19 protein-coding genes are annotated in these 22,634 nt (G+C 71.3%); 6 read left to right on the top strand and 13 right to left on the bottom strand.

Annotated features, from left to right (window positions below):
* The first annotated feature begins 75 nt into the window (after nucleotides 1-75).
* Together modA and CFW40_RS03200 are read left to right on the top strand one after the other, a co-directional pair.
* Entirely contained in the window at nucleotides 76-879 is an 804-nt protein-coding gene (gene modA / locus CFW40_RS03205; protein ID WP_088796300.1) for a molybdate ABC transporter substrate-binding protein, read from the top strand.
* Nucleotides 880-1,006: 127 nt separating this feature from the next.
* On the top strand, nucleotides 1,007-2,983 hold the full coding sequence (locus tag CFW40_RS03200; protein WP_088796299.1) for an ABC transporter permease: 1,977 nt from the start codon (nucleotides 1,007-1,009) through the stop codon (nucleotides 2,981-2,983).
* 20 nt (nucleotides 2,984-3,003) lie between these two features.
* On the opposite strand, the gene CFW40_RS03195 is transcribed toward CFW40_RS03200, so the two are convergent.
* From CFW40_RS03195 to CFW40_RS36945, 8 genes are all read right to left on the bottom strand, one after another.
* Nucleotides 3,004-3,450 (bottom strand): nitroreductase family deazaflavin-dependent oxidoreductase, encoded by a 447-nt coding sequence (locus CFW40_RS03195; protein ID WP_088801879.1) that lies wholly within the window; start codon nucleotides 3,448-3,450, stop codon nucleotides 3,004-3,006.
* A gap of 154 nt (nucleotides 3,451-3,604) precedes the next feature.
* The gene (locus CFW40_RS03190) at nucleotides 3,605-5,059 is read right to left on the bottom strand and encodes a SulP family inorganic anion transporter (protein ID WP_088796297.1); all 1,455 of its coding nucleotides are present in this window, start codon (nucleotides 5,057-5,059) and stop codon (nucleotides 3,605-3,607) included.
* A 17-nt stretch (nucleotides 5,060-5,076) separates the two neighbouring features.
* Nucleotides 5,077-5,679: a carbonic anhydrase gene (locus CFW40_RS03185; RefSeq protein ID WP_088796296.1), complete on the bottom strand. Its 603-nt coding sequence runs from the start codon at nucleotides 5,677-5,679 to the stop codon at nucleotides 5,077-5,079.
* A gap of 90 nt (nucleotides 5,680-5,769) precedes the next feature.
* Nucleotides 5,770-6,237, bottom strand: a complete 468-nt coding sequence (locus CFW40_RS03180) for a hypothetical protein (protein WP_143034593.1) — start codon at nucleotides 6,235-6,237, stop codon at nucleotides 5,770-5,772.
* Nucleotides 6,238-6,337: 100 nt separating this feature from the next.
* Nucleotides 6,338-7,645 (bottom strand): MFS transporter, encoded by a 1,308-nt coding sequence (locus CFW40_RS03175; RefSeq protein WP_088796293.1) that lies wholly within the window; start codon nucleotides 7,643-7,645, stop codon nucleotides 6,338-6,340.
* 54 nt (nucleotides 7,646-7,699) lie between these two features.
* Entirely contained in the window at nucleotides 7,700-8,224 is a 525-nt protein-coding gene (locus tag CFW40_RS03170; RefSeq protein WP_088796292.1) for a hypothetical protein, read from the bottom strand.
* A gap of 53 nt (nucleotides 8,225-8,277) precedes the next feature.
* Nucleotides 8,278-9,516 (bottom strand): hypothetical protein, encoded by a 1,239-nt coding sequence (locus CFW40_RS03165; protein ID WP_088801878.1) that lies wholly within the window; start codon nucleotides 9,514-9,516, stop codon nucleotides 8,278-8,280.
* A 144-nt stretch (nucleotides 9,517-9,660) separates the two neighbouring features.
* Nucleotides 9,661-9,816, bottom strand: coding sequence for a hypothetical protein (locus CFW40_RS36945; protein ID WP_176956589.1), 156 nt, complete (start codon nucleotides 9,814-9,816; stop codon nucleotides 9,661-9,663).
* A 346-nt stretch (nucleotides 9,817-10,162) separates the two neighbouring features.
* On the opposite strand from CFW40_RS36945, the gene CFW40_RS03160 reads away from it, so the two are divergent.
* Nucleotides 10,163-11,872, top strand: a complete 1,710-nt coding sequence (locus tag CFW40_RS03160; protein WP_088796290.1) for an enoyl-CoA hydratase-related protein — start codon at nucleotides 10,163-10,165, stop codon at nucleotides 11,870-11,872.
* Nucleotides 11,873-11,995: 123 nt separating this feature from the next.
* Here CFW40_RS03160 and CFW40_RS03155 read toward each other — a convergent pair whose 3' ends face one another.
* Nucleotides 11,996-12,547 carry a winged helix-turn-helix domain-containing protein gene (locus tag CFW40_RS03155; RefSeq protein ID WP_088796288.1) on the bottom strand — a complete coding sequence of 184 codons (552 nt, stop codon included), beginning with the start codon at nucleotides 12,545-12,547 and terminating at the stop codon, nucleotides 11,996-11,998.
* A gap of 968 nt (nucleotides 12,548-13,515) precedes the next feature.
* Here CFW40_RS03155 and CFW40_RS03150 point away from each other — a divergent pair.
* Nucleotides 13,516-14,472 carry a hypothetical protein gene (locus CFW40_RS03150; protein ID WP_176956590.1) on the top strand — a complete coding sequence of 319 codons (957 nt, stop codon included), beginning with the start codon at nucleotides 13,516-13,518 and terminating at the stop codon, nucleotides 14,470-14,472.
* Nucleotides 14,473-14,696: 224 nt separating this feature from the next.
* Nucleotides 14,697-16,148 (top strand): amino acid permease, encoded by a 1,452-nt coding sequence (locus CFW40_RS03145; RefSeq protein ID WP_088796286.1) that lies wholly within the window; start codon nucleotides 14,697-14,699, stop codon nucleotides 16,146-16,148.
* A gap of 112 nt (nucleotides 16,149-16,260) precedes the next feature.
* Here CFW40_RS03145 and CFW40_RS03140 read toward each other — a convergent pair whose 3' ends face one another.
* From CFW40_RS03140 to CFW40_RS03130, 3 genes are all read right to left on the bottom strand, one after another.
* Nucleotides 16,261-16,767, bottom strand: coding sequence for a DinB family protein (locus tag CFW40_RS03140; RefSeq protein WP_088796285.1), 507 nt, complete (start codon nucleotides 16,765-16,767; stop codon nucleotides 16,261-16,263).
* Between the two features lie 264 nt (nucleotides 16,768-17,031).
* Nucleotides 17,032-17,223 carry a hypothetical protein gene (locus CFW40_RS03135; protein ID WP_088796284.1) on the bottom strand — a complete coding sequence of 64 codons (192 nt, stop codon included), beginning with the start codon at nucleotides 17,221-17,223 and terminating at the stop codon, nucleotides 17,032-17,034.
* Nucleotides 17,224-17,336: 113 nt separating this feature from the next.
* Nucleotides 17,337-19,772 (bottom strand): SpoIIE family protein phosphatase, encoded by a 2,436-nt coding sequence (locus tag CFW40_RS03130; RefSeq protein WP_088796283.1) that lies wholly within the window; start codon nucleotides 19,770-19,772, stop codon nucleotides 17,337-17,339.
* Nucleotides 19,773-19,980: 208 nt separating this feature from the next.
* Here CFW40_RS03130 and CFW40_RS03125 point away from each other — a divergent pair, with 208 nt between their 5' ends.
* Entirely contained in the window at nucleotides 19,981-20,703 is a 723-nt protein-coding gene (locus tag CFW40_RS03125; RefSeq protein ID WP_256331617.1) for a VOC family protein, read from the top strand.
* 158 nt (nucleotides 20,704-20,861) lie between these two features.
* Here the strand turns inward: CFW40_RS03125 and CFW40_RS03120 are convergent, their stop codons facing one another.
* On the bottom strand, nucleotides 20,862-22,436 hold the full coding sequence (locus CFW40_RS03120) for a S1 family peptidase (protein WP_176956591.1): 1,575 nt from the start codon (nucleotides 22,434-22,436) through the stop codon (nucleotides 20,862-20,864).
* Nucleotides 22,437-22,634: the final 198 nt, after the last annotated feature.

Genomic DNA, 22,634 nt, shown 5'->3' with positions numbered 1-22,634 from the left:
TCGCCTGTCCCGGCGCGGCTTTTCCCATCCGCTCGGACGACACCCGTCGTCCCGCGTTCCAAGGAGTCCCGCCCCATGTCCCAGCTCTTCACCGGACGCCGCGCCGCCGCCGCGCTCGTGACCGCCGCCCTCCTCGTTCCGCTCTCCGCCTGCGGTGGCAACGACGGCAAGAAGGACGAGGGCGCCGAGAAGTCCGGCGGCAGCGCCGCCCCCAAGGCGGACCTCACGGTGCTCGCCGCCTCCTCGCTGACCGATGTCTTCAAGAAGGCCGGTGCGGTGTACGAGAAGGAACACCCCGGCACCAAGGTGCACTTCTCCTTCGCCGGCTCCCAGGAACTGGCCGCCCAGGTCAGGGAGGGCGCCCCCGCCGACGCCGTGGTCACCGCCGACACCAAGACCATGGACGGGCTCAAGGCCGATGTCGGCGCGCCCACCGTCATCGCCAAGAACCGCCTGGTCATCGTGACCGGCGAGGGCAACCCGAAGAAGGTCGACAACCTCAAGGCACTCGCCGACAGCAAGCTGAAGGTCGTCCTCGCAGCCTCCGAGGTGCCGGTCGGCCGCTACGGCAAGAAGGTGCTGGACGCCCAGAAGCTGAAGGTCAAGCCGGTCTCGCAGGAGCCCAACGTCCGCGCGGTGCTCAGCAAGGTGGAGCTCGGCGAGGCCGACGCCGGCCTCGTCTACAAGACCGACGCCGCCACCGCACCCAAGAAGGTCGACGCCGTCGACATCCCCGATGCGCAGAACGCCGTCGCCTCCTACCCGGCCGCGACGGTGAAGGCCTCTCAGCACGCGGCCGCCGCGGCCGCGTTCGTCAAGTGGCTGAGCACGCCCGAGGTGCAGAAGCTCCTGCAGCAGGCCGGCTTCCAGAAGCCGTGATCCGGAGCGGCGCGCACGGACCGCCGGACCGGGGAAGCGGCCCCGGCCCGTGCGCGCCGCCGTACCCCGGCCCGGCCCGTGCGCGCCGCCGTAACCGGCCCGGCCCGCCCCCAATCCCAGGACCTCGATGAGACGCCCCCGCACCCTCGCCCGGCCCCCGGCAGGCAGGCTCCGCGTGCCCGGCAGCCGTGCCCCGGTCGCGCTGGCCGTGCCCGCGCTGGTCGCCATCGCGTTCCTGCTGATGCCCCTGGCCGGCATCCTTGCCCGCACCACCTGGAGCGACCTCGGCACCCACCTGACCAGCCCGGACGTTCTCGAAGCGCTCCGGCTGTCGCTGCTGGTGTCATTCTGCGCGCTGGGGCTCGCCCTGCTGCTCGGGGTGCCCCTGGCCTGGCTGCTGGCCCGGGTGAGCTTCCGCGGCAAGGCGCTGGTCCGCTCGCTGGTGCTGCTGCCGATGGTGCTGCCGCCGACCGTCGGCGGTGTCGCCCTGCTCATGGGTTTCGGCCGCCGCGGACTCCTCGGCCCCTGGCTGGAGGACACCTTCGGCATCGTGCTGCCGTTCCACACCTCCGGCGCCGTGGTCGCCGCCACCTTCGTCGCGATGCCGTTCCTCGTCATCAGCCTGGAGGGCACGCTCGCCGGACTGCGCACCAGCTACGAGGAGACCGCGGCCTCCCTCGGCGCCTCACCCGTACGGGTCTTCCGTACCGTCACCCTCCCCATGGTCGCGCCCGGCCTCGCCGCCGGCGCCGCACTGACCTGGGCCCGCGCGCTCGGTGAATTCGGCGCCACGATCACCTTCGCGGGCAATCTGCCCGGCACCACCCAGACCCTGCCGCTCCAGGTCTACCTGCTGCTCCAGGGGTCCCCGGAGGCCGCCACCTCGGTCTCGCTGCTGCTGCTCGTCATCGCCATGGGCGTGCTGGTCGCGCTGCGCGGCCGCTGGACCGCCGCCGCCACCACCGCCCGCACCGCCCGCACCGTCCCCACCACCGATGACACCGGCCTCGCGGCGCCGCCCGTGCCCCGCGCCGAGGAGCCCGTAACGACGCCGGCGTCGCCCCCGGAGAACTGGCCGTTGCACGCCGAGGTCACCGGCTTCAACCAGCTGACCCTGGACGCCGAACCGGGCACCACCCTCGCCGTCGTCGGCCCCAACGGCGCCGGCAAGACCACCCTGTTGCGCGCCCTGCTCGGGCTCACCCCGCGTGCCCGCGCCACGCTGCGCCTCGGCGGCACCGACGTCACCACGCTGCCCCCGCACCGCCGCGGCGTCGCCTGGGTCCCGCAGGACGGCGCCCTCTTCCCGCACCTGACGGCCCTGAGCAACACCGCCTACGGGCTGCGCGCCCATGGCATCCCCCGCGCCGAGGCCCGCCGTACGGCACAGCGCTGGCTCGACCGGCTCGGCGTCGGCCCGCTCGCGCACCGCAAGCCCGCCCAGCTCTCCGGCGGACAGGCGCAACGCGTCGCCCTCGCCAGGGCGTTGGCCGCCCGGCCCCGTCTGCTGCTGCTCGACGAACCGCTCGCCGCGCTCGACCAGACCACCCGCGCCCATGTCCGGCACACCCTGCGCGGCCATCTCGCGGGCTTCGGCGGCGTCTGCCTGCTCGTCACCCATGACCCCGTCGAGGCGGTCTCGCTCGCCGACCGCGTCCTCGTCCTGGAGGACGGCCGCGCCCTCCAGGACGCCCCGCCCGCCGAGGTCACCCGGCATCCGCGCTCGCCCTGGGTCGCCCGGATGCTCGGCCGCAACGCCTGGCCGGGCACCGCCACCGGCGACGGCCTGGCGCTCACCGACGGCGGCCGCCTCGTCGCCGCCGACCCGCTCCCCGACGGCGCCCGGGCACTGGCGATCATCGCCCCCGAGGCCGTGTCCCTGCACCTCGACAAGCCCACGGGCAGTCCCCGCAACGTCTGGCCGGGCACCGTCCGGGAGATCACCTCGGCGGGCAGCCGCCTGCGGGTCCTCGTCACCTCGCACGAGGCGCCCGACCTGGTGGCCGAAATCACCCCCTCGGCCGCCCTCGAACTCGGCCTCGCGGACGGCGTGTCCGTGTGGACCAGCGTCAAGGCCACCGAGGTCTCCCTCGTGACGCTCTGAGTGTCACGAGGGACCCGGAATCAGTGCGCCGTGGCCGCCGGCTCCAGGACGAACACCGGGATCTGCCGGTCCGTCTTCTTCTGGTAGTCGGCGTAATCGGGGTACGCCTCGACCGCGCGGCCCCACCACAGGGCCTTCTCCTCGCCGGTGACCTCACGGGCCGTCATGTCCTGCCGCACCGGGCCGTCCTGCAGCTCCACCCGGGGGTCCGCGACGACGTTGTGGTACCAGACCGGGTGCCGCGGTGCGCCGCCCATGGAGGCCACCGCGGCATACGCCCCGTCGTGCTCCACCCGCATCAGCGGACTCTTGCGGATCTTTCCGCTCTTCGCGCCCCGGGTGGTCAGGACCACGACGGGCAGCCCATGGATCGTGGTGCCTTTCGTACCGCCGGAGCCTTCGTACTCCTCGACCTGATCACGCACCCACTGCTCCGGGCTCGGCTCGTACTCACCCTGAAGAGGCAAACCGTCCATCCCCTCGACGACAAGCGTGGCGCCGGCCGCGGTGTTCACCGCGGCCGGCCTGACCTTCGCTCAACAACCGTCACGAGGGAAATCTTCCCGGCCCGCCGCCCGGCCGCCGTACGGAGAGGTGACCGTACCGCCGGGCGGCCGGTCGTCAGGACACCAGCTCCACGGCCCGCCGGGTACGACGGTGCTGCTCGGCCCAGTTCGTCAGCGCGGCACCGCAGGCGTGGTCGAGATGCCGCAGCCCGCTCAGATCGAGCTCCACCCCCCGCTCGGCGGGCAGCGCGTCGAGCTGATCGAGGATCTTGGGCAGCCGCAGGAACGTGGCGTTGCCGACGGCGCGGACCCGCACCGGCTCGTCCTCGTCCTCGGGGGTGTCGACCTCGAGGTGCACATGGGAGGTCTCCCACGCCGTCTTCGCGACCGCCAGCAGCAGACCGATGAGGACACCCTCGAACATGTTGACCGTCACGATCGCGAGGGCCGTGACCAGGAGAACCACCGCCTCACCGCGGTGTTCGCGCCACAGCGGCCGCAGCTCGCGCAGCGGGATGAGCTTGCAGCCCGCATGGACCAGCACACCCGCCAGCGCGGCCACCGGCACCACGCCCAGCGCGGCCGGGAACGCCGCGGCGAACACCAGCAGCCAGACACCGTGCAGCACCCGCGAGGCCTTGGTCTTCGCGCCCGCCTGGACATTGGCCGCGCTGCGGACGATGACGGCGGTCATCGGCAGCGCACCGAGCAGCCCGCAGACGGTGTTGCCCGCGCCCTGGGCCATCAGCTCCTTGTCGTACTCGGTACGCGGCCCGTCGTGCAGCCGGTCGACCGCGGCGGCGCTGAACAGGGACTCGGCGGACGCGATCAGCGCGAAGGCGAGGACTGTGCCGAGCACCCCGATATCGGTGAGCCGGCCGAGGTCGGTGAGGCCGGGCGGCTGGATCGCGTCCAGCAGCCCGCTGACCTCGACGCGTGCGACGGGCAGATCCAGCGCCCACACGGCGGTGGTGGCGAGCGCCACCGCGGCCAGCGGTGCAGGCAGGATCCGCGCGGCGCGCCGCCAGCGCGGCCACAGCACCAGGACGGCGATGGTGCCGGCGCCGATGGCGAGCGCGGACAGGGCCGTGGCCGACCCCGCGGTGGCGGTGACCAGGCCGGGTATGCCGCCGATATTGGCGAGTCCGCTGCCCGGCGCCTTGGCGTCCGCGAGGGCGTAGAGCTGTCCGGCGATCAGGACCAGACCGATCCCGGCCAGCATGCCCTGGACCACGGCGACCGAGATCGCCCGGAACCAGCGCCCCAACTTCAGGGCGCCCATCGCCAGTTGCAGTACACCGGCCGCCAGTACCAGCGCGCCGAGCGCCCCGATGCCGTACTCCTTGACAGCTTCGAAGACCAGCACGGTCAGACCGGCGGCGGGACCGCTGACCTGAAGGCTGCTGCCCGGGAGCAGACCGGTGAGCAGCCCGCCGACCACGCCGGTGACGAGCCCCAGCTCGGCCGGTACCCCGGAGGCGACGGCCACTCCGACACACAGCGGGACGGCCACGAGGAAGACGACGAGGGAGGCGGTGAAGTCCGCCCGGAAGGAGGTGAAGCGCTTCATGAGGTACCCACCCGCCTTCACAGCGGGAGGAACAGGTCGGTGGACGGGTGATGCGCGGCCACCAGGCCGGTGTGCACTTCGTAGAACCACCCGTGCAGATTCACTTCGCCGGCGTCCAGCCGCTCCTGGACACAGGGGTAGCCGCGCAGCCGGTCGAGCTGTTCGCGCACATGGTGCTGGACCGCGGCGGCGACCGTCGGCTCCTCGTCGGCGGGCAGGTGGTCGGACAGCTGCTGCGCCAGCCAGTCCCGTACGGCGGGCGCACCGGTCAGGTCCTCACCGCGGGCCTTGGCGCCGACCGCGCCGCAGTGCGAATGACCGCACACCACGATGTCGGCGACGCCCAGGACGCGCATCGCGTACTCGATGGTGGCCGCTTCCGCGCAGGCCGCCATGTCCTCGCGGTAGGCGGGCACGGCGTTGCCGGCGGTCCGCAGTTCGAAGAGTTCACCGGGCCGCGCCCCGGTGATCAGGGCCGGGACGACCCGCGAGTCGGAACAGGTGATGAACAGGGCGAGGGGGGACTGTCCGGCCGCGAGCCGGCCGTAGGTCTCCTGTTCCTCCCGCCGGTCGGCGATACGGGCCGTCAGGCCCCGGGCATGCTGAATGAAGGTCTCCACGAGGAGGTCTCCTGCTGATGAGTGGTGCCACTGTGGGGTGGTGGCGGAACGGTGCATGGTGCGGGGGTGGGGCAGGCCACCACACCGCTCTCAGCAGCGGAAGACGCAGTGCAGGACGGTGAATCCGGCCCCGGTGGACGCGGCCTTGGTGGAGCTGCCGGCCGCCGGGGCACCGGAGGCCGTCGTGGCGACGGGAGCCTTGGCGCCCGCGCTGAACGGCGGTAGCGGCCGTCCGGTGTGCTGGGGAACGCCGATGGAGGTCCGGGCGGTGCGCCGGGGCTGGCCGCGCTCGGCCTCGCGCTTCGCCTTTTCCTCTTCGTTCTCATAGCCGGGCTTGACGGCCGACGTGCTCGCGGACTTCGCGGCGGGCGTGGCGGAGAACGCGGTCTTCGCCGCACCGGGCGCCGCCGCACCACCACCGAGCAGGAAGGCCGCGACCACCAGCAGGGCGGTCAGCGACATACGGCACAGGCGCAGCACGGGTATGCCCGCTATGCAGGCGTTCTTCCGCATCATCGCCCCCCGTGGTTCGTCCGCACGGTTCCACTCTGCCGTCACAGTGCAGCATCCAGGTTTCGGCCGTGATAACGAGAAATGACGCCAAGTTTCCAGAATCCCCCGGAGAACAGCCGGGAACATCCGTCCGGCGAAAAGGCGTTCATGCCTGTTCCGTTTCCGTAGGGGGAGCCGTGGGGGAGGTGACGGTGCGCGGCGGCCGGCCGGCCGTCCACGCAAGGACGGGTACGAGCGCCATCGCGAGGATGCCGCCGGCCAGTGCCAGCGTCGGGTAGCCGCCCAGCACGACGACCGGGCCCGAGAGCATCCCCCCGGTGGCACCCGCGAGGGCGATGCCGACGTCCACCAGCCCTTGTGCCGACGCACGACGGGCGGGCGGCAGCGCGTCGGTGACCAGGGCGGTGCCGCTGACCAGCCCGAAGTTCCAGCCGAGGCCGAGCAGGACCAGAGCCGTGGCGAGCGCGGACACGGAGTCGGGTGCCGCGGCGGCCACCACACCGGCGGCCAGCAGGACCGGACCGGACGCGCCGGCGATCCACCGCCGGCCGAACCGGTCGACCAGCAGGCCGGTGAGCGGGGAGGGCAGAAACATCGCTCCGACATGGAGGGCGATGACCCAGCCGGCCGCCTGCGTGCCGTGGCCGTGTGCCTGCATGTGGACCGGCGTCATCGTCATGACGGCGATCATCACGAGCTGGGTGAGGATCATGATCCCGGTGCCGGTGACCACCCCGCGCCTCTCCGGCCGGGCATCCGGCCCGCCCCCGGCCTCGTCCGCGGGGCTCTCGGCCGCCGTCCCGGTCTGCGCCGCGGCCAGCTGCTCGGCCAGCCGCAGCGGGTCGGGCCGCAGCAGAACGGCCAGGACCACCGCGGCCGCCCCGAACGCGGCGACGGCCAGCAGGAACGGCCCGGCGAGCCGGGGGATGCCCCAGGAGTGTGCGACCTGCCCCGTCACCGTCACCAGGTTGGGGCCGATCACCGCACCGAGCGTGGTGGCGAAGAGCACGGTGCTCACGGCCCGTCCACGCCGGGCGGACGAGGCCAGATCCGCACCCGCGTAACGTGCCATCAGATTTGTCGCGGTGCCCGCTCCGTAGACGAACAGCGACGCGAACAACAGCACCGCGTTGCCGAGGGCGGCCGCCACCACGACCCCGAGGCTGCCCAGTGCCCCGACGGCGTACCCGAGCGCGAGACCGGGACGCCGGCCGCGTCGCCGGCAGACCTGGCCGATGCCGACGGCGCCCAGCGCGGCACCGGCGGTGAACAGCGCACTGGGCACGCCCGCCAGGCCGGTCGAGCCGAGCAATTCCTCGGCGAGCAGCGCGCCCACGGTGATCCCCGCGGCGAGACCTGCACCGCTGAGGATCTGGGAGAAGACCAGGACAGCCAGAATCCGCCGCTGTTGCGGTACTTCGGCCTCGGCGGGGTCAGCGTGGCGAGCCCTCATGATTCCCTTCGGTTCGCGGCGGACGGGGCCGGTGCAGACAGGCTTGACGACGCTCTACGCCGTTGCCGTTGCCGACTCCACCGGTTCCAGCGCCGCGATGTCGGCGAGCGACAGCCCCATGTGCTCGTGGAGGAAGCGCACCATGGTCCAGTGCGGCAGCGCTCCCTCGTCGAACGGCCCGAATTCCCGGCAGTACAGCGGAATCCAGCGCAGCGCCTCTTCGAGGGCCTGCTCGCGGCCCGGCTCCTGCTGGTAGTCCTCGTAGGCGATGCTGCGGTGTTCGATGAAGAAGCGTCCCGGCAGCCGTTCCTCGCACAGCGCCCGGTATTCGCGGGTCTGCAGGATGAGGTAGTGCCAGATTTCGTCGATGTCCTGCTCGACGGGCAGGAAGAGACCGCCGAGCCGGTCATGGTGCCGGGAGACGAGATAGAGGTAGCGCAGGCATTCGGTGACCTGGCGCTCCACGAACTCCCGCGGGGCGGTGCTCTTGCCGTCGAAATGCGTCACCACTTCGGTGTACAGCGCCTCGCCGAGCAGGTCTGCGAGCGCGTCGGGGGATATCCGCGGCGGGGTGGTCATGCTTCTCCTGTCCGGGTGAGGAAGACGTCCGGGAGCGGCAGGGGTCGGGTGGGTCAGTGGCCGGTCGTGAGCCAGGCGTACTTTCCCGACTTTCCGATGGGGAGGTGCGGGCGGTGGTCGAGCCGGCAGCGTCGCCCGGTCAGTTCACCGATGGCTTCCTCCAGCGCCGCGGCCCGTTCGGGATCGACGGGTGTGCCGTCGAACGTCGTGTACACCAGCTGCGCCGTCCCCTCGCCGGTTAGCTGCAACCGGTACACGAAGACCTGTGGGGACGCCTCACCGATGCACCGGTCGAGGTCGCCCTGTGCGACCGGGCCGTGCGGAGTGTCGAGCAATTCCTTTTCACGCCCGCAGAATTGGGAGATCTTCTCCGGGTCCGGGGTTCCGTCCACGGTGCGCACACAGTCGCCCGAGCGGTACCGGACCAGCGGCATGAAGGGATTACGCACACTGGTGACGATGAGCTGGTGGATCGTGCTGCCCTCGGCGACCGGATGGAGTTCGACGCTCATTTTGTCGAGATGCGGCCGGTAGGTGCCGCGGCGGTCGCTGAAGTAGAGATACCCGAGCTCGGTGCTGCCGAACAGGTCGATGACCGGGCAGGCGAAGTGCTGGTGCAGAAAACGCCGCACGTTGACCGGGGTGTATTCGTAGGCGTGAATGATGCTGGCGGGCGGCGGGAAATCGTCCCACAGCCCCCATTCGGCGACCTTTCGCAGCAGATGCGCCAGGTGATATCCGGAGCAGTCGAGGTGGTACCAGCCGCGCGGATGCGCTCGCGCGGCGGCCCGGATTTCCCGCAGCATCCGCACCACGTCGTCGCGCTCCCACAGCGCCGGATCGAGCCGCAGATTGAGGTAGCAGGTACGCGCATCGAGCTGCCGGTCGGCGAGGGCGGGCACCGGGTCCGGCGGAGTACCGCGCCGTGCGGCATTGACCCGCGCCACATGCTCCGTGGCCAGCACCGTGGTCAGGGAGACCCGTCGGCAGCCCGATTCCCAGGTGTGGGCGATATCGGGGTGTTCGCTCCACAGCCGGTAGTAGGAGTGCAGCAGGAAATACGGGGGCCGGATGATCTGCATCCGGGCGTGGTGGGTGCCGGTGGAGAGGACGAATTCCGCCTCTCCGGACTCCAGGGCCGCGGCCAGTCGGGGGGTCATCCAGTTGTCGGGGAAGCCGCGCGCGATCTGCGGCTTGTCGAGCAGGGGGAAGTGGCCTTTCGCCAGCGACGCACGGTAGATCGGTATGTCGCGGATCTGCTCGATGACCTCGGCGGTCGGCTGACCATCCATGGATTCCTCGTCCTTGGTCGGGAGGGCGGTGTCCACACGGGAAGGCAGGGGGTTGGTGCCCGGAGCGGGCCGGTGGCAGGGAAGGCGCGGAACGGCCCGCTCCCGGTGCTCGCCGGTTGGCTCCGGGCACCTGAGGCGCGAGGGTCAGGAGATGCAGCCGGCCTTGGGTGCGGCACTGATGCAGCCCGCCTTCGGCGCCGCGCTGATGCAGCCGTTCTTCGCCGCCTGCTGTGCGGAGTTGGCGGCCAGCCAGCTCTGCCAGACGTGGTCCTGGGCCATCTTCTTGATGAGCTGCTCCATGGGAACCTCCGGTGAGAATGCGGAAGACGAACCGGGCATACGACGCTGACCTGCACCGATGCCGCACCACCGAAGGTAAAAGTATAACCAAGTGAATGTCAATTAACGGCAATGTCGCGGTCCGTGGAAGCGGGTGGAGTGCGCCAACTTTGGCGGGATTCCGTCCAGATGATCTATCGACGGAACTAGCTGACGGATCGTCAAGTCAGGTCCCGCGTGGACATTGGGCCGCACGGCGGCCGTCGATCGGGTGACCCCGGCGCGGCTCGGGTGGCGGACGGCCGCCCGTGGGGAACGATCACGATCAATCACCCGCTGACCGGTTCCAGCTCCAGGGGAGTCCGCTGTGCGCATTCTGCTCATCGCCGGCGCGTTCAACAGCCTGACACAGCGCGTCTACGCGGAACTCGGCGAGCGGGGGCACCATGTGGGCGTGGAGCTGGTGACGCGTGAGACTCCGCTCCTCGAGGCCGTACGCCGGCACGCCCCCGAGCTGATCGTGGCACCGATGCTCAAGACGGCCGTGCCCCGCGAGGTGTGGTCGGCGTACACCTGCCTGATCGTGCACCCCGGTCCCGTCGGCGACCGCGGCCCGTCATCGGTGGACTGGGCGGTGCACCTGGGCGCCGCCCGGTGGGGAGTCACGGTGCTGCAGGCCAATGACGAGATGGACGCCGGCGACATCTGGGCCGCGGCCGACTTCCCCGTACCCGAGGTGGGCAAGAGCGACCTGTACCGCAACGAGATCGCCGATGGCGCGGTCGAGGCGGTCCTGACGGCCGTGGCCCGTGTGGCCTCCGGGACCCACCGGCCACAGCCGCAGGCCGCCCTGCCCGACGCCGCGCAGCCCGGCCGCCCCCGGCCGCCCTTCCGCCAGGAGCTGCGCCGCATCGACTGGCGGTCCGACTCCACCGACACCGTCGTACGCGCGCTGCGCGCCGCCGATTCGCAGCCCGGTGTCCGCGATGAACTCCTCGGCGAGAGCTGGTACTTGCACGGTGGCCACCCCGAGGGCACCCTGACCGGCCGCCCCGGTGAACTGCTCGCCACCCGGGGCGGCGCGATCTGCCGGGCGACGGCCGACGGCGCGGTATGGATCCCGGAACTGCGGGCACCCCGCGCGCCGGGGCAGCCCCGCACCCCCAAGCTGCCCGCCACACTGGCGCTGGGCGACCGCCTCCCGCGGCTCCCGGAGCTCCCGGCCCCGCTCGGCCCCGGCGACGACCCCCGTACCTGGAGCGACATCCGCTACCGCGAGGACGGCCCGGCCGGCTTCCTGGAGTTCTCCTTTCCCGGTGGCGCGATGAGCACCGGCCACTGCCGGCGCCTGCTCGCCGCGTACCGCCACGCCTGCGCCCGGCCGACCTCCGTGCTGGTCCTCGGCGGCCGCCGGGACTTCTTCTCCAACGGCATCCATCTCCATGTCATCGAGGCCGCCGCCGACCCCGCCGAGGAGTCCTGGGCCAATATCAACGCCATGGACGACCTGGTGCACGCCGTCCTGACCACCACCGACCGGCTGGTGGTCGCCGCGCTCGGCGGCAATGCCGCGGCGGGCGGGGCGATGCTGGCCCTCGCCGCCGACGAGGTGTGGTGCCGGTCGGCCGTGCTGCTCAACCCCCACTACCGGCTGATGGGCCTCTACGGTTCGGAGTACTGGACCTATACGCTGCCCGGCCGGGCAGGCCCCGAGGTGGCCGGGCAGCTGATGGCCCGCGCCCTGCCGATGACCGCGGCGGCCGGCGCACGGCTCGGCCTGGTCGACCGGATCCTCGACTGCACCGCGCAGGATTTCGCCGCACGGACCGCCCGCCTCGCCGTCCGGCTGGCCTCGGCGCCCGCGACCCAGGCCCGTATCGCCGCGAAGAAGGCATCGCGGGAACGCGACGAGGCCGAGCGGCCGCTCGCCGCGTACCGGGAGGAGGAACTGGCCCGTATGCACCGCACCTTCTTCGACCCGGACGAGCCGTATCACGCCCTGCGCCGGGCCTTCGTACGCAAGGAACCCGCGTCCGGAGCCCCCGCGCACCTGAACACCTCACCGGCCGGGGCCTGACCGAGCCTCCCCGTCCCGGCGGGGAGGGACGGCCGGGACGGTGACCGATATCCCTCGGTCACCGGCCCGCTGCCTGCGTCCCCGGAGCAGTGGTGGCGGGCTGGTGGCGGTTGCGGCGGCGCGTCAGCCGCAGCCGTCGGCCCGTGCGCCCGGCAGGTACTTGTAGCCGATGCCGAAGACGGTGCTGATGGAGTCGCGCAGCCCCGGCCCCAGACGCCGGCGCAGACGGGCGATGTGGACATCGACGGTGCGGGTGCTGGACTGGCAGTTGGGCCAGACGGCGGCCATCAGCTGTTCCCGGGTGAAGGCGCGCCGGGGGTGCAGCACCAGATGGGCGAGCAGGTCGAACTCCAGCCGTGGCAGGTCGAGTTGGCGCCCTCTGATGAAGACCGTCCGGGCCGCGGTGTCGATGTGGACCGGGTCGGGACGGGTGCGGCCGGCCGGAGGGTCCTCGGGGTGGGGCGGTTCCTCGCCCGGCGGCGCAAGGATGATGTGGACCTCGTCGGACGGCAGCCGGTGCACCGATACGGGTTCCAGGTCGTGCAGGGTCAATTGCCACTTTCCGTCGGGTAGCCGGTCGACCGCCAGGGGTGGCTCTTCGCCGGGCCCGGCTGTGAGCGGCCGGACGACGTCGGCGTCCGGACGCAACGCAAGCGGGGTCGTCGAGGAGTTCATAAACATGATCTGGGCCCATTCCTCTTGCAAAGCAGGCGTGTACGGACAGACATGGCGGTGCTCGACGTTCAGGGATGCTGAGGTGCTACGCAGCGATCGCGAGGCGGTCCGGTGGTCGTGCGGGGCGGCGGCCAGACACTTGTGGTGCAGGTGCGCCCATCGGCGACGATCGCTCCGCTCGTACCGCAAGAACGCTCGCGCCCATGCCCGTACCCAGCCGTGACGTGCTGTGAAGCCACGGCCTCCGGTCCAGTCGAACGCTACATGTAATCGCGTGCTTCCGGAAAGTAGCGTCCGCTAATTCGGTTGCTCTTGAGCCGACTTCGTGTTGGGGCGGCGCCCGCCCGGACGGCGGGGCGGCCCGTGGCATCCGGGTGCCCGCTGTTCGGTCGCGCAAGCGCGTCAGGAGTTCATTGCATGTTGATGATCCGGGGCGCTCGTGGCGCGCGGTGCGGGCCCGGTGGCGGTCTGTGCGGTGGCGGCGCGGGTGGGGGCGGAGCGGGTCTCACCTCCAGGGGAGAGGAGTGTGTCCGCCGGGGCGGGTGCGTGGCCGTCGGTCCCGGCCGCCGCGCCACCTCTGCCGGCATGGCCAAAAGCCCTGCGTGAACTGGCTGAGAGTCAGGGGGTGCGCTCGACATCCGGGGGAGCGGCGGATACGGAGGGGTAGCCAGTGGTGATGTCCGGTTGTGAAGGTGCTGTGGGCATGTGAATATGCCAAATAAATGCACGGTGATGAACAGGAGTGCAAAACAAGGAGGTTCGGAAGGTTGGCCGAGAAGTTGTTTCCTTTTCAATCTCATCAAGACTAAAAGGTGCGGAACCAGATATTCCAGGCGGCTTGTTTTCGCCGGGAGTTGGGGTGAGTAAGGTGTGGCTCGCTGTCACTTAACCGGTGGCAGGGTCCGGCTGAATTCGGCGCAGCCGGAATGTGGTGTGGGGGATGACGCCTTCGTGACCGGGAGGGGACCATGGCGGCCGGCTCTTTCGAGGGGCAGTACGTGTGGAGTCCGGCGGCCAATGACCGGGCGCTGGCGGGCGCGTGTATGGATGTGCGGGCCGGACGGTACTTGAGTGCGCACGAAGTTCTGCGGGAAGCCCGCGAGGATTTCGAGGTGCGCGCCCACCGGTCCCTGGTGCTGGCGTCCGTGGCGGCCGACTCGGATCTGGCCGAGCGCTGGCTCGCCGAGGAGCCGGGACCGGAGGCGGCGCTGCTCTGGGCGCGGGTGGCGATGGTCCGTGCGCTGCGTATGGCCGACGCCGGTGACCGGCGGCAGGGCGCGCTGGCCCGGATAGCGCGGTCGGCGTGTGAGCGGGCCGCGAAGCTGCTGCCCGAGGACCCCACGCCCTGGGTGGCGCAACTGGCGCTGACGCGCCTCGACCGACCGCAGGACCCGGCGCCGCAGGGGCTGCTGACCGCTCCGGCCGGGCCCTGGTACCTCTTCGCCCACATCCTCCGGCTGGACTCCTGGCACCGCGAGGCGCACCACCGCTTCCTGTCCTTCTTCTTCACCCGTTACGGCGGTTCGTCCAGTGCGAGCTGGGACGTTGCCGCGTTCCTGAGCCAGCGGGCCCCCGCGGCCTCGCCGCTGCGGCTGCTGCCACTCGTGGCGCTGGTCGAGGACTACAACCCGTCCGAACTGCTCGCGGACCACACCTGGGAGCAGCCGCAGTGGATCTCGGCGGCCATGGGTGTCCACCGGAACTGGTTCCCGCAGGTGGCCGGTTACCGCTTCACGCCGGTGCTGGATCTGGCCTATCTGGCTCACGCGCTGTACATGGCGAAACGCGAATTCGAGGCGCGGGAAGTCTTTACGGCCATGGGGCCGTATGCCTCGCGCATGCCCTGGAGTGCATTCGGTGATCCCGAAGAGCAATTGTCCAGGGCCAGGCGCTCCTGCGGACTACCCGTACCCCATGCCGGATGATTCCTGAGGAGGCCCGAGCCCTACGGAATGCGGCACCGCAAAAGGGCCGTTCCTTCCGCTTCACCCGTCCGATCACAGCGAACCGGCCCATTCTCCCTCCGCCCCTTCCCCCCGATTCCCTCAGAAAGGTTGCGGTTGTGTCCGAGCGTACGTCCCCAACTCGCTCGAAAACCCCCCACGCGGCAGATCCCCTCACCCTCGACGATGACGCCACGCTCCACGCCATGGGCTATCCGCGGAAACTCACCCGCCGATTCCGCGCGTTCGACAATTTCGCCATTTCCTTCACCATCATCAACATCATCTCCGGGATCTTCTCCTCCTTCGGCTTCGGCATGAACGCCGGCGGCCCGCGGATCCTGATCCTCGGCTGGATCGGTGTGTCGGTCATGGTGCTGTTCGTCGGTGCCGCGATGGGCGAGATCGCCTCCGCCTACCCGACCAGCGGCGCGCTCTACTTCTCGGCCGGCAAGCTGGCCAAGCGGCATCAGGGTGCCTGGTCCTGGTACACGGGCTGGCTGAACTTCGTGGGCCAGGTCGGCGGCACCGCCGCCACCAACTTCGCCGCCGCCACCTTCATCCAGGCGTTCGTCTCCATGCAGTGGCCGTCCTACGAGCCGACACCCCAGCAGACGGTCGGTATCACCGCGGCCATCCTGCTCGTCCAGGCGCTGGCCAACACCTATACGGTGCGGCTGGTTGCCGTAGTGAACCGTATTTCCGTGTGGTGGCTGCTGATCGGCATGGTGGTGATCGTCGGTGCGCTGGCGCTGATCCCCGATCATCACCAACCTCCTTCGTTCGCCCTGCACTTCGTCAACAACACCGGCTTCACCCATGCGTTGTACGGCGGAATGCTGGGTCTGCTCGTCACCAGCTGGACCTTCACCGGGTTCGACGGCAGTTTCCACATGTCTGAAGAAACGGTGAAGGCCACCGTCAATGCTCCCCGGGGCATCATGCGGGCGATCAGTTACTCCGCGATCACCGGACTGATCCTCATGCTCGCCCTGGTGTACGCGATCCGTGACTACGGCCATGCCGCGAGTGCCGACGCGCCGCCGGTGCAGATTCTCGTCGATGCGCTCGGCCAAAGCACCGCCCAGTTCCTGTTGTTGATCGTTATCGGCGCCATGCTCTTCTGCGGTCTCGCCAACATGACCAGCAATACCCGGCAGATCTTTGCCTTCTCCCGGGACGGGGCGATGCCCGGCTCCCGTTGGTGGCATTCGGTGTCCGCGCGCACCCGTACGCCCGTGAAAGCCGTCTGGCTCGCCGCGGCCTGCCCCCTGGTGCTGGTGCTGCCCGGCTGGTGGTCCCACACCGCCTTCACCGCCGTGGTGAGCGTCAATGTCGTCGGCCTGTTCCTCGCCTACGCCGTCCCCATCTTCCTGCGGCTGCGGCTCGACGACTTCCAGGCCGGACCGTGGAACCTCGGCCGCTACGGCAAGCCCGTCGCCGCGGTCGCCGTGGCCTGGATCCTGATCAGCAATGTGCTGTTCATGCTGCCCCAGGCGTCCCCGATCACCCCTGCCTCGTTCAACTACGCGCCCATCGCCCTGGCGGTGGTCCTGGTCATCGCCACCGTCTGGTGGTTCGCCACCGCCCGGCGGCGCTTCCAGGGGCCGGTGAGCTACGGCCGCCCCGACGAGGTCGCCGCGATGGACCTGATCTAGGGCCTGGGGCGGCGACCCCACCCCTGGAACGTCAGGAAGCCCGCCGCCACCGGTCACCGGTGGCGGCGGGCTTTCGCGGAGGGCTCCCTCAGGGGGGGGCCTCAGAGCGTCCTCAGGGGCCGACCGTGCCGTCGATGGCCTCGCGGAGGAAGTCCGCATGGCCGTTGTGGCGGGCGTATTCATGGATCAGGTGCAGCATCACCAGGCGCAGGGAGACATGTTCGCCCCATCGGGGCTGGTAGCCCGTGACATCGAGCGATGCCGCCTCGCGCTCGATGCGGCGGGCGTGTGCCACCTCGGTCTGCCAGGCGTCGAAGGCCTCCTCGCGGGTGGCCGTGGTCGCGTCGTACGCCACCTGGTAGTCGCCCTCGGCCGACCAGACGAGCGGAATGTCCTCACCGGCGATCACCCGGCGGAACCAGGTGCGCTCCACCTCCGCCATGTGCCGCACCAGGCCGAGCAGGGAGAGCGTGGACGGCGGGCTCGACCGGCGCCGGAGGTCTTCGTCACAGAGGCCGTCGGTCTTCATGGCGAGCGTGGCGCGGTGGAAGTCGAGGTAGGACCGCAGGGTCTCCCGCTCGCCCGCGCGGACGGGCGGCGAGATGCGTTCGGTGGTCACGGTGAGGTTCCTTTCCGCGCCGAGTCCCCGGGGGCTCGGCGGGTGGGCGGGTCGGCAGGGCTGTGCGACCCCCAGGTGGCCGCCGTCGAGGGGATCTTCCCCAGCGCAGGGGGCCGCCGCAAGCGATTTGCCGGAAGGCGCGGTGCAGAGGGCCGCGGCACCGCTCGCGGGGCGGGCCCACCTCCGTGCCCGTCCCGCTCGGCCAGCCGTCAGCCGTCAGCCGCCGGCCGTGAGCCGTCAACCCTCAGCCGCAGCCCTCAGCCGTCACGGCAGATACCGCTCGATGGCGCCGGGCCCCTCCTCGGCCATCAGGCGCCTGGCCCATTCCAGGCTCGACGGGGTGGGTTCGCGCCCGGAGGCCTTCACCAGGTCCTCCGGGTCGTAGGGCCGCTCACTACCGGTGTACAGCTCGACCGGGCGCCGCTCGGCCGACGTGTCACTGCCATTGGTCGTCACAGGTCCTCCTCTGTCCGCGCCCGCCGAGTCGCCGGGACCTCGCTTGGTTCCATCATGGGACCGCCTCCGAACACCCGCACGCCATGCGCCCGGCCGATCCCTGCCGGACCTCCTCAGGCCCGTCCGCCGGCCGGGCGCGGGGCTCCGGGGTAGTCCGGCGGAAACGCCTGTTCCGTCCAGATCGTCTTGCCGTACGGCGTGTAGCGCGTGCCCCAGCGCTGCACCAGTTGCGCGACGATGAACAGCCCCCGCCCGCCCTCGTCGTCGCTGGCGCTGTGCCGCAGATGGGGAGAGGTGTGGCCGGTGTCCGACACCTCGGTCAGCAGGGTCCGGTCGCGCAGCAGCCGCAGGTGCAGCGGCCCGGACGCATGCCGTACGGCGTTGGTGACCAGCTCACTGACCACAAGTTCCGTCGCGTAGGACAGTTCCGCCAGGCCCCACTCCAGCAGCTGCCCGGTCGCCCGCTCGCGGGCCTTGCCCACCGCGGCCGGCTCGGCGGGCAGTTCCCAGGCCGCCACCTGCCGGGCGTCCAGCTCACGGGTGCGCACCAGCAGCAGGGCCGAGTCATCGACGGCAGGGCCGTCCGGCAGCAGCTCCGCCAGCGTGTGGATGCACAGCTCGTCCAGCGGCCGGCGGTGATCGCTCAGCACCCGGCCCAAGATGGCCAGCCCCTCGTCGACGTCCCGGTCGCGTCCCTCGACCAGCCCGTTGGTGAACAGCGCGATCAGACTGCCGACCGGCAGCTCGATCTCCAGGGATTCGAACGGCAGGCCCCCGAGGCCCAGCGGCGGACCGGCCGGCAGGTCCGGGAAGTACAGGCCGCCCTCCGCATCGACGACGGCCGGCGGCAGATGCCCGGCCCGCGCCATGGTGCACCGCCGCGACACCGGGTCGTAGACCGCGTAGAGGCAGGTCACGCCGGTGGCCACATCATCCGGACCGGCGTCCGTGCCGACCGTGGCGGCCTGCTCCTCCGCGGTCTGTCCCACCAGGTCGTCCAGCCGGCTCAGCAGCTCGTCGGGGGACAGGTCCAGCCGGGCCAGGGCGCGTACGGTCGTCCGCAGCCGCCCCATCGTCACCGCCGCCTGGAGGCCGTGGCCGACCACGTCCCCGACGACCAGGCCGACCCGGGTGCCCGACAGACCGATGACGTCGAACCAGTCGCCGCCGACTCCGGCCCGCTCGTCGCTCGGCAGGTAGCGGTAGGCGAGATCGACGGCGGACTGGGCCGGCAGATGCTGCGGCAGCAGATTGCGCTGCAGGGTCAGCGCGGCGGTGTGCTCCCGGGTGAAGCGGCGGGCGTTGTCCAGGCACACCGCCGTCCGGATGACCAGCTCGTCGGCGAGCTCGATCTCCCCTTTGTCGAAGACCGACGGGGCCGCCCGGAGGAAGGTGACCAGCCCCATCAGGGCGCCGCCGGCCCGCAGGGGCACGACCACGGTGCCCTCCTCGCGCACCGTGCCGCCGGAGGACAGGCTGCGGTACTGCAGCGAGCCGGGCGGGTACTCGATGCGGTGCGGGCCCTGCAGCGGACCGTCCGGTGTGGCATCGGCAGTGCGGGTGGCCACCCGCACCAGGGCCGGCAGGGTGCCGTCGACGGCTTCCGGCTCCCCGCCGTGCAGCACGGACCACATCAGGTCGACGATGACCGTCGAGGCGAAGGCCGGCACCGCCACCTTGGTGATCTCCCGTGCGGTGACGGTCATATCGAGCGTGGTGCCGATCCGGGCGCCGGCCTCCACCAGCAGGTTCAGCCGGCGCTGCGCCTGGTAGCGGCCGCTGATGTCGAAGGCGTCCTCGCACACCCCGAGCACCCGGCCCTGGGCGTCCTGCAGCCGGTAGTAGGAGCAGGACCAGACGTGATCGGACCCCGGGGCGGAGGGCTGCTGGCCGACGAAGTGCAGGTCGAGGACCGGTTCGCCGCTGTCGAGGACCTGCCGCATCACCGCGTCGAGGGTGCGTGGATACCCCTCGGTCACAAACTCGCCGTCCGGGTACAGCTCATTGGCCCTGGCGCCGAGGAACTCGTCCACCGGCAGCCCGATCTCCCGGGTGTACGCACCGTTCGCCCAGATCAGCCGCAGTTCGGTGTCATAGATGCCCAGGCCCACCGGAGACTGGGTGGCCAGACCGTGCAACATCGCCTGGCGGGACTCCCACATCCGGTGCTCGTCCAGCGCGGCCGCCACCAGGACACGGGCCGGCTGCGTACCGGCGGTCCCGGACACCTCGGCGACCCCGCGGACGTCGGCGAGCGGGCAGCTCGTGACGGCCATCCGCAGCATCCGGCCGTCACGGTGCCGCAGCGTGTGCGCCTGGCTGCCGCTCGGCGAGGCTTCGGTCGCGGGGGAGGCCGGTGCCGGACCGGCCGGTACCAGCGTCTCCACGGGGCGCCCGATGATCTCCTGCGGGGTGTACCCGAGGAGCCGCTGGGCCGCCGGGCTCCACCCGATGATGCGGTCCTGGGCGTCCAGCACCGCTGTGGCCGCCCTGGTGACGTCGAGGGGACCACGGAAATCGGCGCTCTCCGCCGCGTTCCATGCGTTCATGGCATCAACCCAGCCCGGTTCAGTATTTACAGCATCGAGCCTGATCAAGAGCGGCACAACTGCGCTGCCGCCGGGGGACGCGCCCTTGGTGCGGCCCCGCCCTGTCGCTGGCAGAGTGGGAAGGGGCGCTGAGCAACAGGAGGCAGATGTCATGTCGGCCCATGGCCCGGCCACTCCGGTACGTGGCGCTCCGTGCTGGGTCAGTCTGATGGCGCGCGACCTGGAATCCGCGCAGGATTTCTACTCCGCCGTCCTGGGCTGGCGGTTCCGCCCGGCCAGCCTCGGTGAGGAGTTCTCCGTCGCGGTGGCCGACGGACAGCCGGTCGCCGGCATCGGTGCCCTCGCCCAGAGCTTTCAGGTCGCCGTGGCCTGGACCTCCTACTTCGCGGTGGAGAACGCCGACGACACCGCGGACCGGATCCGCGAGCGCGGGGCGACCGTCGCCGTCGGACCGCTCAAGCTCGGTCCCGGACGCGCCGCCCTCGCCGCCGACCCCGACGGCGCCACCTTCGGCTTCTGGGAGGGCCAGACCCTGGCGTGGTCGGTCGGACGCGGCGCCGCACCCGCCCTGCTCGAACTGCGCACCCGGGACGGGTTCGCGGCCGCCATCTTCTACGCGGAGGTCTTCGGCTGGGCCTCCGGGGAGCCGGGCGGCTGCGATGTGACCTACGAACACGACCAGGTCCTCGTCCGGGACGGTCGGCACACCCTCGCCACCCTGCGGGGCGGTGCCGTGGAGTCCGCCCCGGACCCGCGGGTGCGCCCCCGCTGGCACGTCCACTTTCCGGTCCGCGAGATCGAGAAGGTGACGGCCGCCGCGGTGGCCGCCGGCGGAACCGTCACCCCCGTGACGCCGACCCCGGACGGCAAGGGCCAACAGGCCGTCATCCGTGACCCGGACGGCGGCCTTTTCACCGTCGTCTCTTACTGAGGCCTGAGGCCTGAGGCCGCGTCCTGGCCCGAGGCCTCTTCCGGTTTGTGGCTCCCACGCTCAACGGCCCCGCCCGCCTGCGCAGTTGCAGGGGACGGGGCCGAGGAACAGAGGGGATCCCGGGGACCAGGGGATCAAGGGGCGCAAGGGCCCAGAGGTCAGTTCAGACCGTCACCGCTACCGCCGGCTCCCAGGTCCTGGGCACCCGTACCGGGGTCCTGGGCACCGGCACCGGCGTCTCCCGCGCCCGCGCTTCCGGCATCCCCGGCTCCGGCGCTTCCGGCACCGGCGTCGCCGGCCCCGGCGCCACCCGCTGCCGCGTCGCTGCCACCGGCCGCCGCGTCACCGCCGCCTGCTGCCGCGTCACCGCCACCGGCCGCGGCACCGCCGCCACCTGCTGCTGCGCCGCCCGCTGCCGCGTCACCGCCACCCGCGCCGCCGCCCCCGGCGCCGATCTCGGCTCCCGTGGCCTTGAGCGCGTCGGTGACCGGCTGGAAGAAGGTCTCGCCGCCCGCGGTGCAGTCGCCGCTGCCGCCGGAGGTCAGCCCGACCGCCGAGTCGCCGGAGAACATCGAGCCGCCGCTGTCGCCGGGCTCCGCGCAGACATCGGTCTGTATGAGGCCGTTGACGATGTCGCCGTTGCCGTAGTTCACCGTCGCATCGAGGCCGGTGACCGTGCCGTCGTGCAGGCCGGTGGTGCTGCCCGAGCGCTGCACCTTCATCCCGACGGCGGCCTCCGCGGCCTTGGTGATCTTCTGAGTGGTGCCGTCCCCCTTGTCGACCGCGCTCTCCGGCTTGGCGCCCTTGTCGTCGTAGGTGACCAGCGCGAAGTCCGTCTTGGGGAACTTGGAGTCGGCCACCGTGCCCAGCGGCTGGCTGCCGCCCTGGTCGGCCGTCCAGGTCTTGGAGTCGTTGCCGCAGTGACCGGCCGTCAGGAACGCCGGTGCGCCCTTGACCGTGACATTGAAACCCAGCGAGCAGCGTGCGTTGCCGCCGAAGATGGCGCTGCCACCGACCGGCCCCGCGGCCTGCCCGCCGCCGGCCCCACCGTCGCCGCCGGCACCGCCCGCAGCCTGACCACCGCCGCCGCCTGACGCTCCCGCATTGCCGCCACCTGCCGCGCCGGCGTTCCCGCCGCCCGCCGCGCCGGCGTTCCCGGCACCGCCCGCCGCCTGCCCGTTGCCTGCCGCGCCCCCCGCTGCACTCCCCGCGTTCCCGCCGTCGTACCGCTTGAACTCGCCCTGAGACCGCTTGACGGTGACCATGCCCGCGCCCATGCCCTGCGTGGCCTTGTTGAGCGTGGCCATCTTTGCGCCGGTAACCGTTCTGTCGGCGAGCACCACGATCTTGTTGGTCTTCGGGTCGATCGACCACGCGGTGCCGGGCACCGAGGCGGAGTCCCGCAGGGTCTTCGCTCCGGCCTTCAGCGCGGTCATGCTGTTGTGCACGACCTTGGCGACGGCGCCCTTGGCCGTGACGCTCTTGGCGTCGTCCTCCGACAGCACGTTCATGACCAGGTGGCCGTTCGCGCTGTCCAGATACCAGCCGGCGCCCTTGTCCCCCAGGTCCGCCTTCAGGGACGCCGCCAGCTGCGTGGCCGAGTGGGCGCTGAGTGTCTTCGGGGCCGCCCGCTGGTCCGTGCTCGCGTTGGCGTTGGGGAGCAGGATCGCCGCGGCCGCGACGGCGGCCACACCGGCGGTGGCGATGGCGCCGGTCCGAAGGCGCTTGTTCACATGTCGGTGGCTCAATTCACTGACCTCCAGGGACGCACAGGAACGAGGCACACGGGCGACCGCGGTGCGTCGCGTCAGCACCCGTGTGTTGCTGCCACTCAGTCCTACGTAGCCCCGTGCATCCGGGTCTCACGGCCACTCAAGCTGTGATGAATTCCGACGCTTGCGGTGGCGAACGTTTACACTCCCGCACCGGCC

Origin of the sequence: Streptomyces sp. 2114.4, from assembly GCF_900187385.1 — a bacterium.
Lineage (GTDB): Bacteria > Actinomycetota > Actinomycetes > Streptomycetales > Streptomycetaceae > Streptomyces > Streptomyces mooreae.
The sequence above is the reverse complement of the archived record's forward strand: the minus strand, read 5'-3'. Positions and strand labels throughout refer to the sequence as shown.

What these genes read in the sequence shown, in the direction of transcription:
- modA (WP_088796300.1), top strand. Translation starts at nt 76, where the DNA reads ATGTCCCAGCTCTTCACCGGACGCCGCGCCGCCGCCGCGCTCGTGACC.
- CFW40_RS03145 (WP_088796286.1), top strand. Translation starts at nt 14,697, where the DNA reads ATGGGCTATCCGCGGAAACTCACCCGCCGATTCCGCGCGTTCGACAAT.
- CFW40_RS03150 (WP_176956590.1), top strand. Translation starts at nt 13,516, where the DNA reads ATGGCGGCCGGCTCTTTCGAGGGGCAGTACGTGTGGAGTCCGGCGGCC.
- CFW40_RS36945 (WP_176956589.1), bottom strand. Translation starts at nt 9,816, where the DNA reads ATGGAGCAGCTCATCAAGAAGATGGCCCAGGACCACGTCTGGCAGAGC.
- CFW40_RS03125 (WP_256331617.1), top strand. Translation starts at nt 19,981, where the DNA reads ATGGCGCGCGACCTGGAATCCGCGCAGGATTTCTACTCCGCCGTCCTG.
- CFW40_RS03130 (WP_088796283.1), bottom strand. Translation starts at nt 19,772, where the DNA reads ATGAACGCATGGAACGCGGCGGAGAGCGCCGATTTCCGTGGTCCCCTC.
- CFW40_RS03175 (WP_088796293.1), bottom strand. Translation starts at nt 7,645, where the DNA reads ATGAGGGCTCGCCACGCTGACCCCGCCGAGGCCGAAGTACCGCAACAG.
- CFW40_RS03165 (WP_088801878.1), bottom strand. Translation starts at nt 9,516, where the DNA reads ATGGATGGTCAGCCGACCGCCGAGGTCATCGAGCAGATCCGCGACATA.
- CFW40_RS03170 (WP_088796292.1), bottom strand. Translation starts at nt 8,224, where the DNA reads ATGACCACCCCGCCGCGGATATCCCCCGACGCGCTCGCAGACCTGCTC.
- CFW40_RS03155 (WP_088796288.1), bottom strand. Translation starts at nt 12,547, where the DNA reads ATGAACTCCTCGACGACCCCGCTTGCGTTGCGTCCGGACGCCGACGTC.
- CFW40_RS03200 (WP_088796299.1), top strand. Translation starts at nt 1,007, where the DNA reads ATGAGACGCCCCCGCACCCTCGCCCGGCCCCCGGCAGGCAGGCTCCGC.
- CFW40_RS03190 (WP_088796297.1), bottom strand. Translation starts at nt 5,059, where the DNA reads ATGAAGCGCTTCACCTCCTTCCGGGCGGACTTCACCGCCTCCCTCGTC.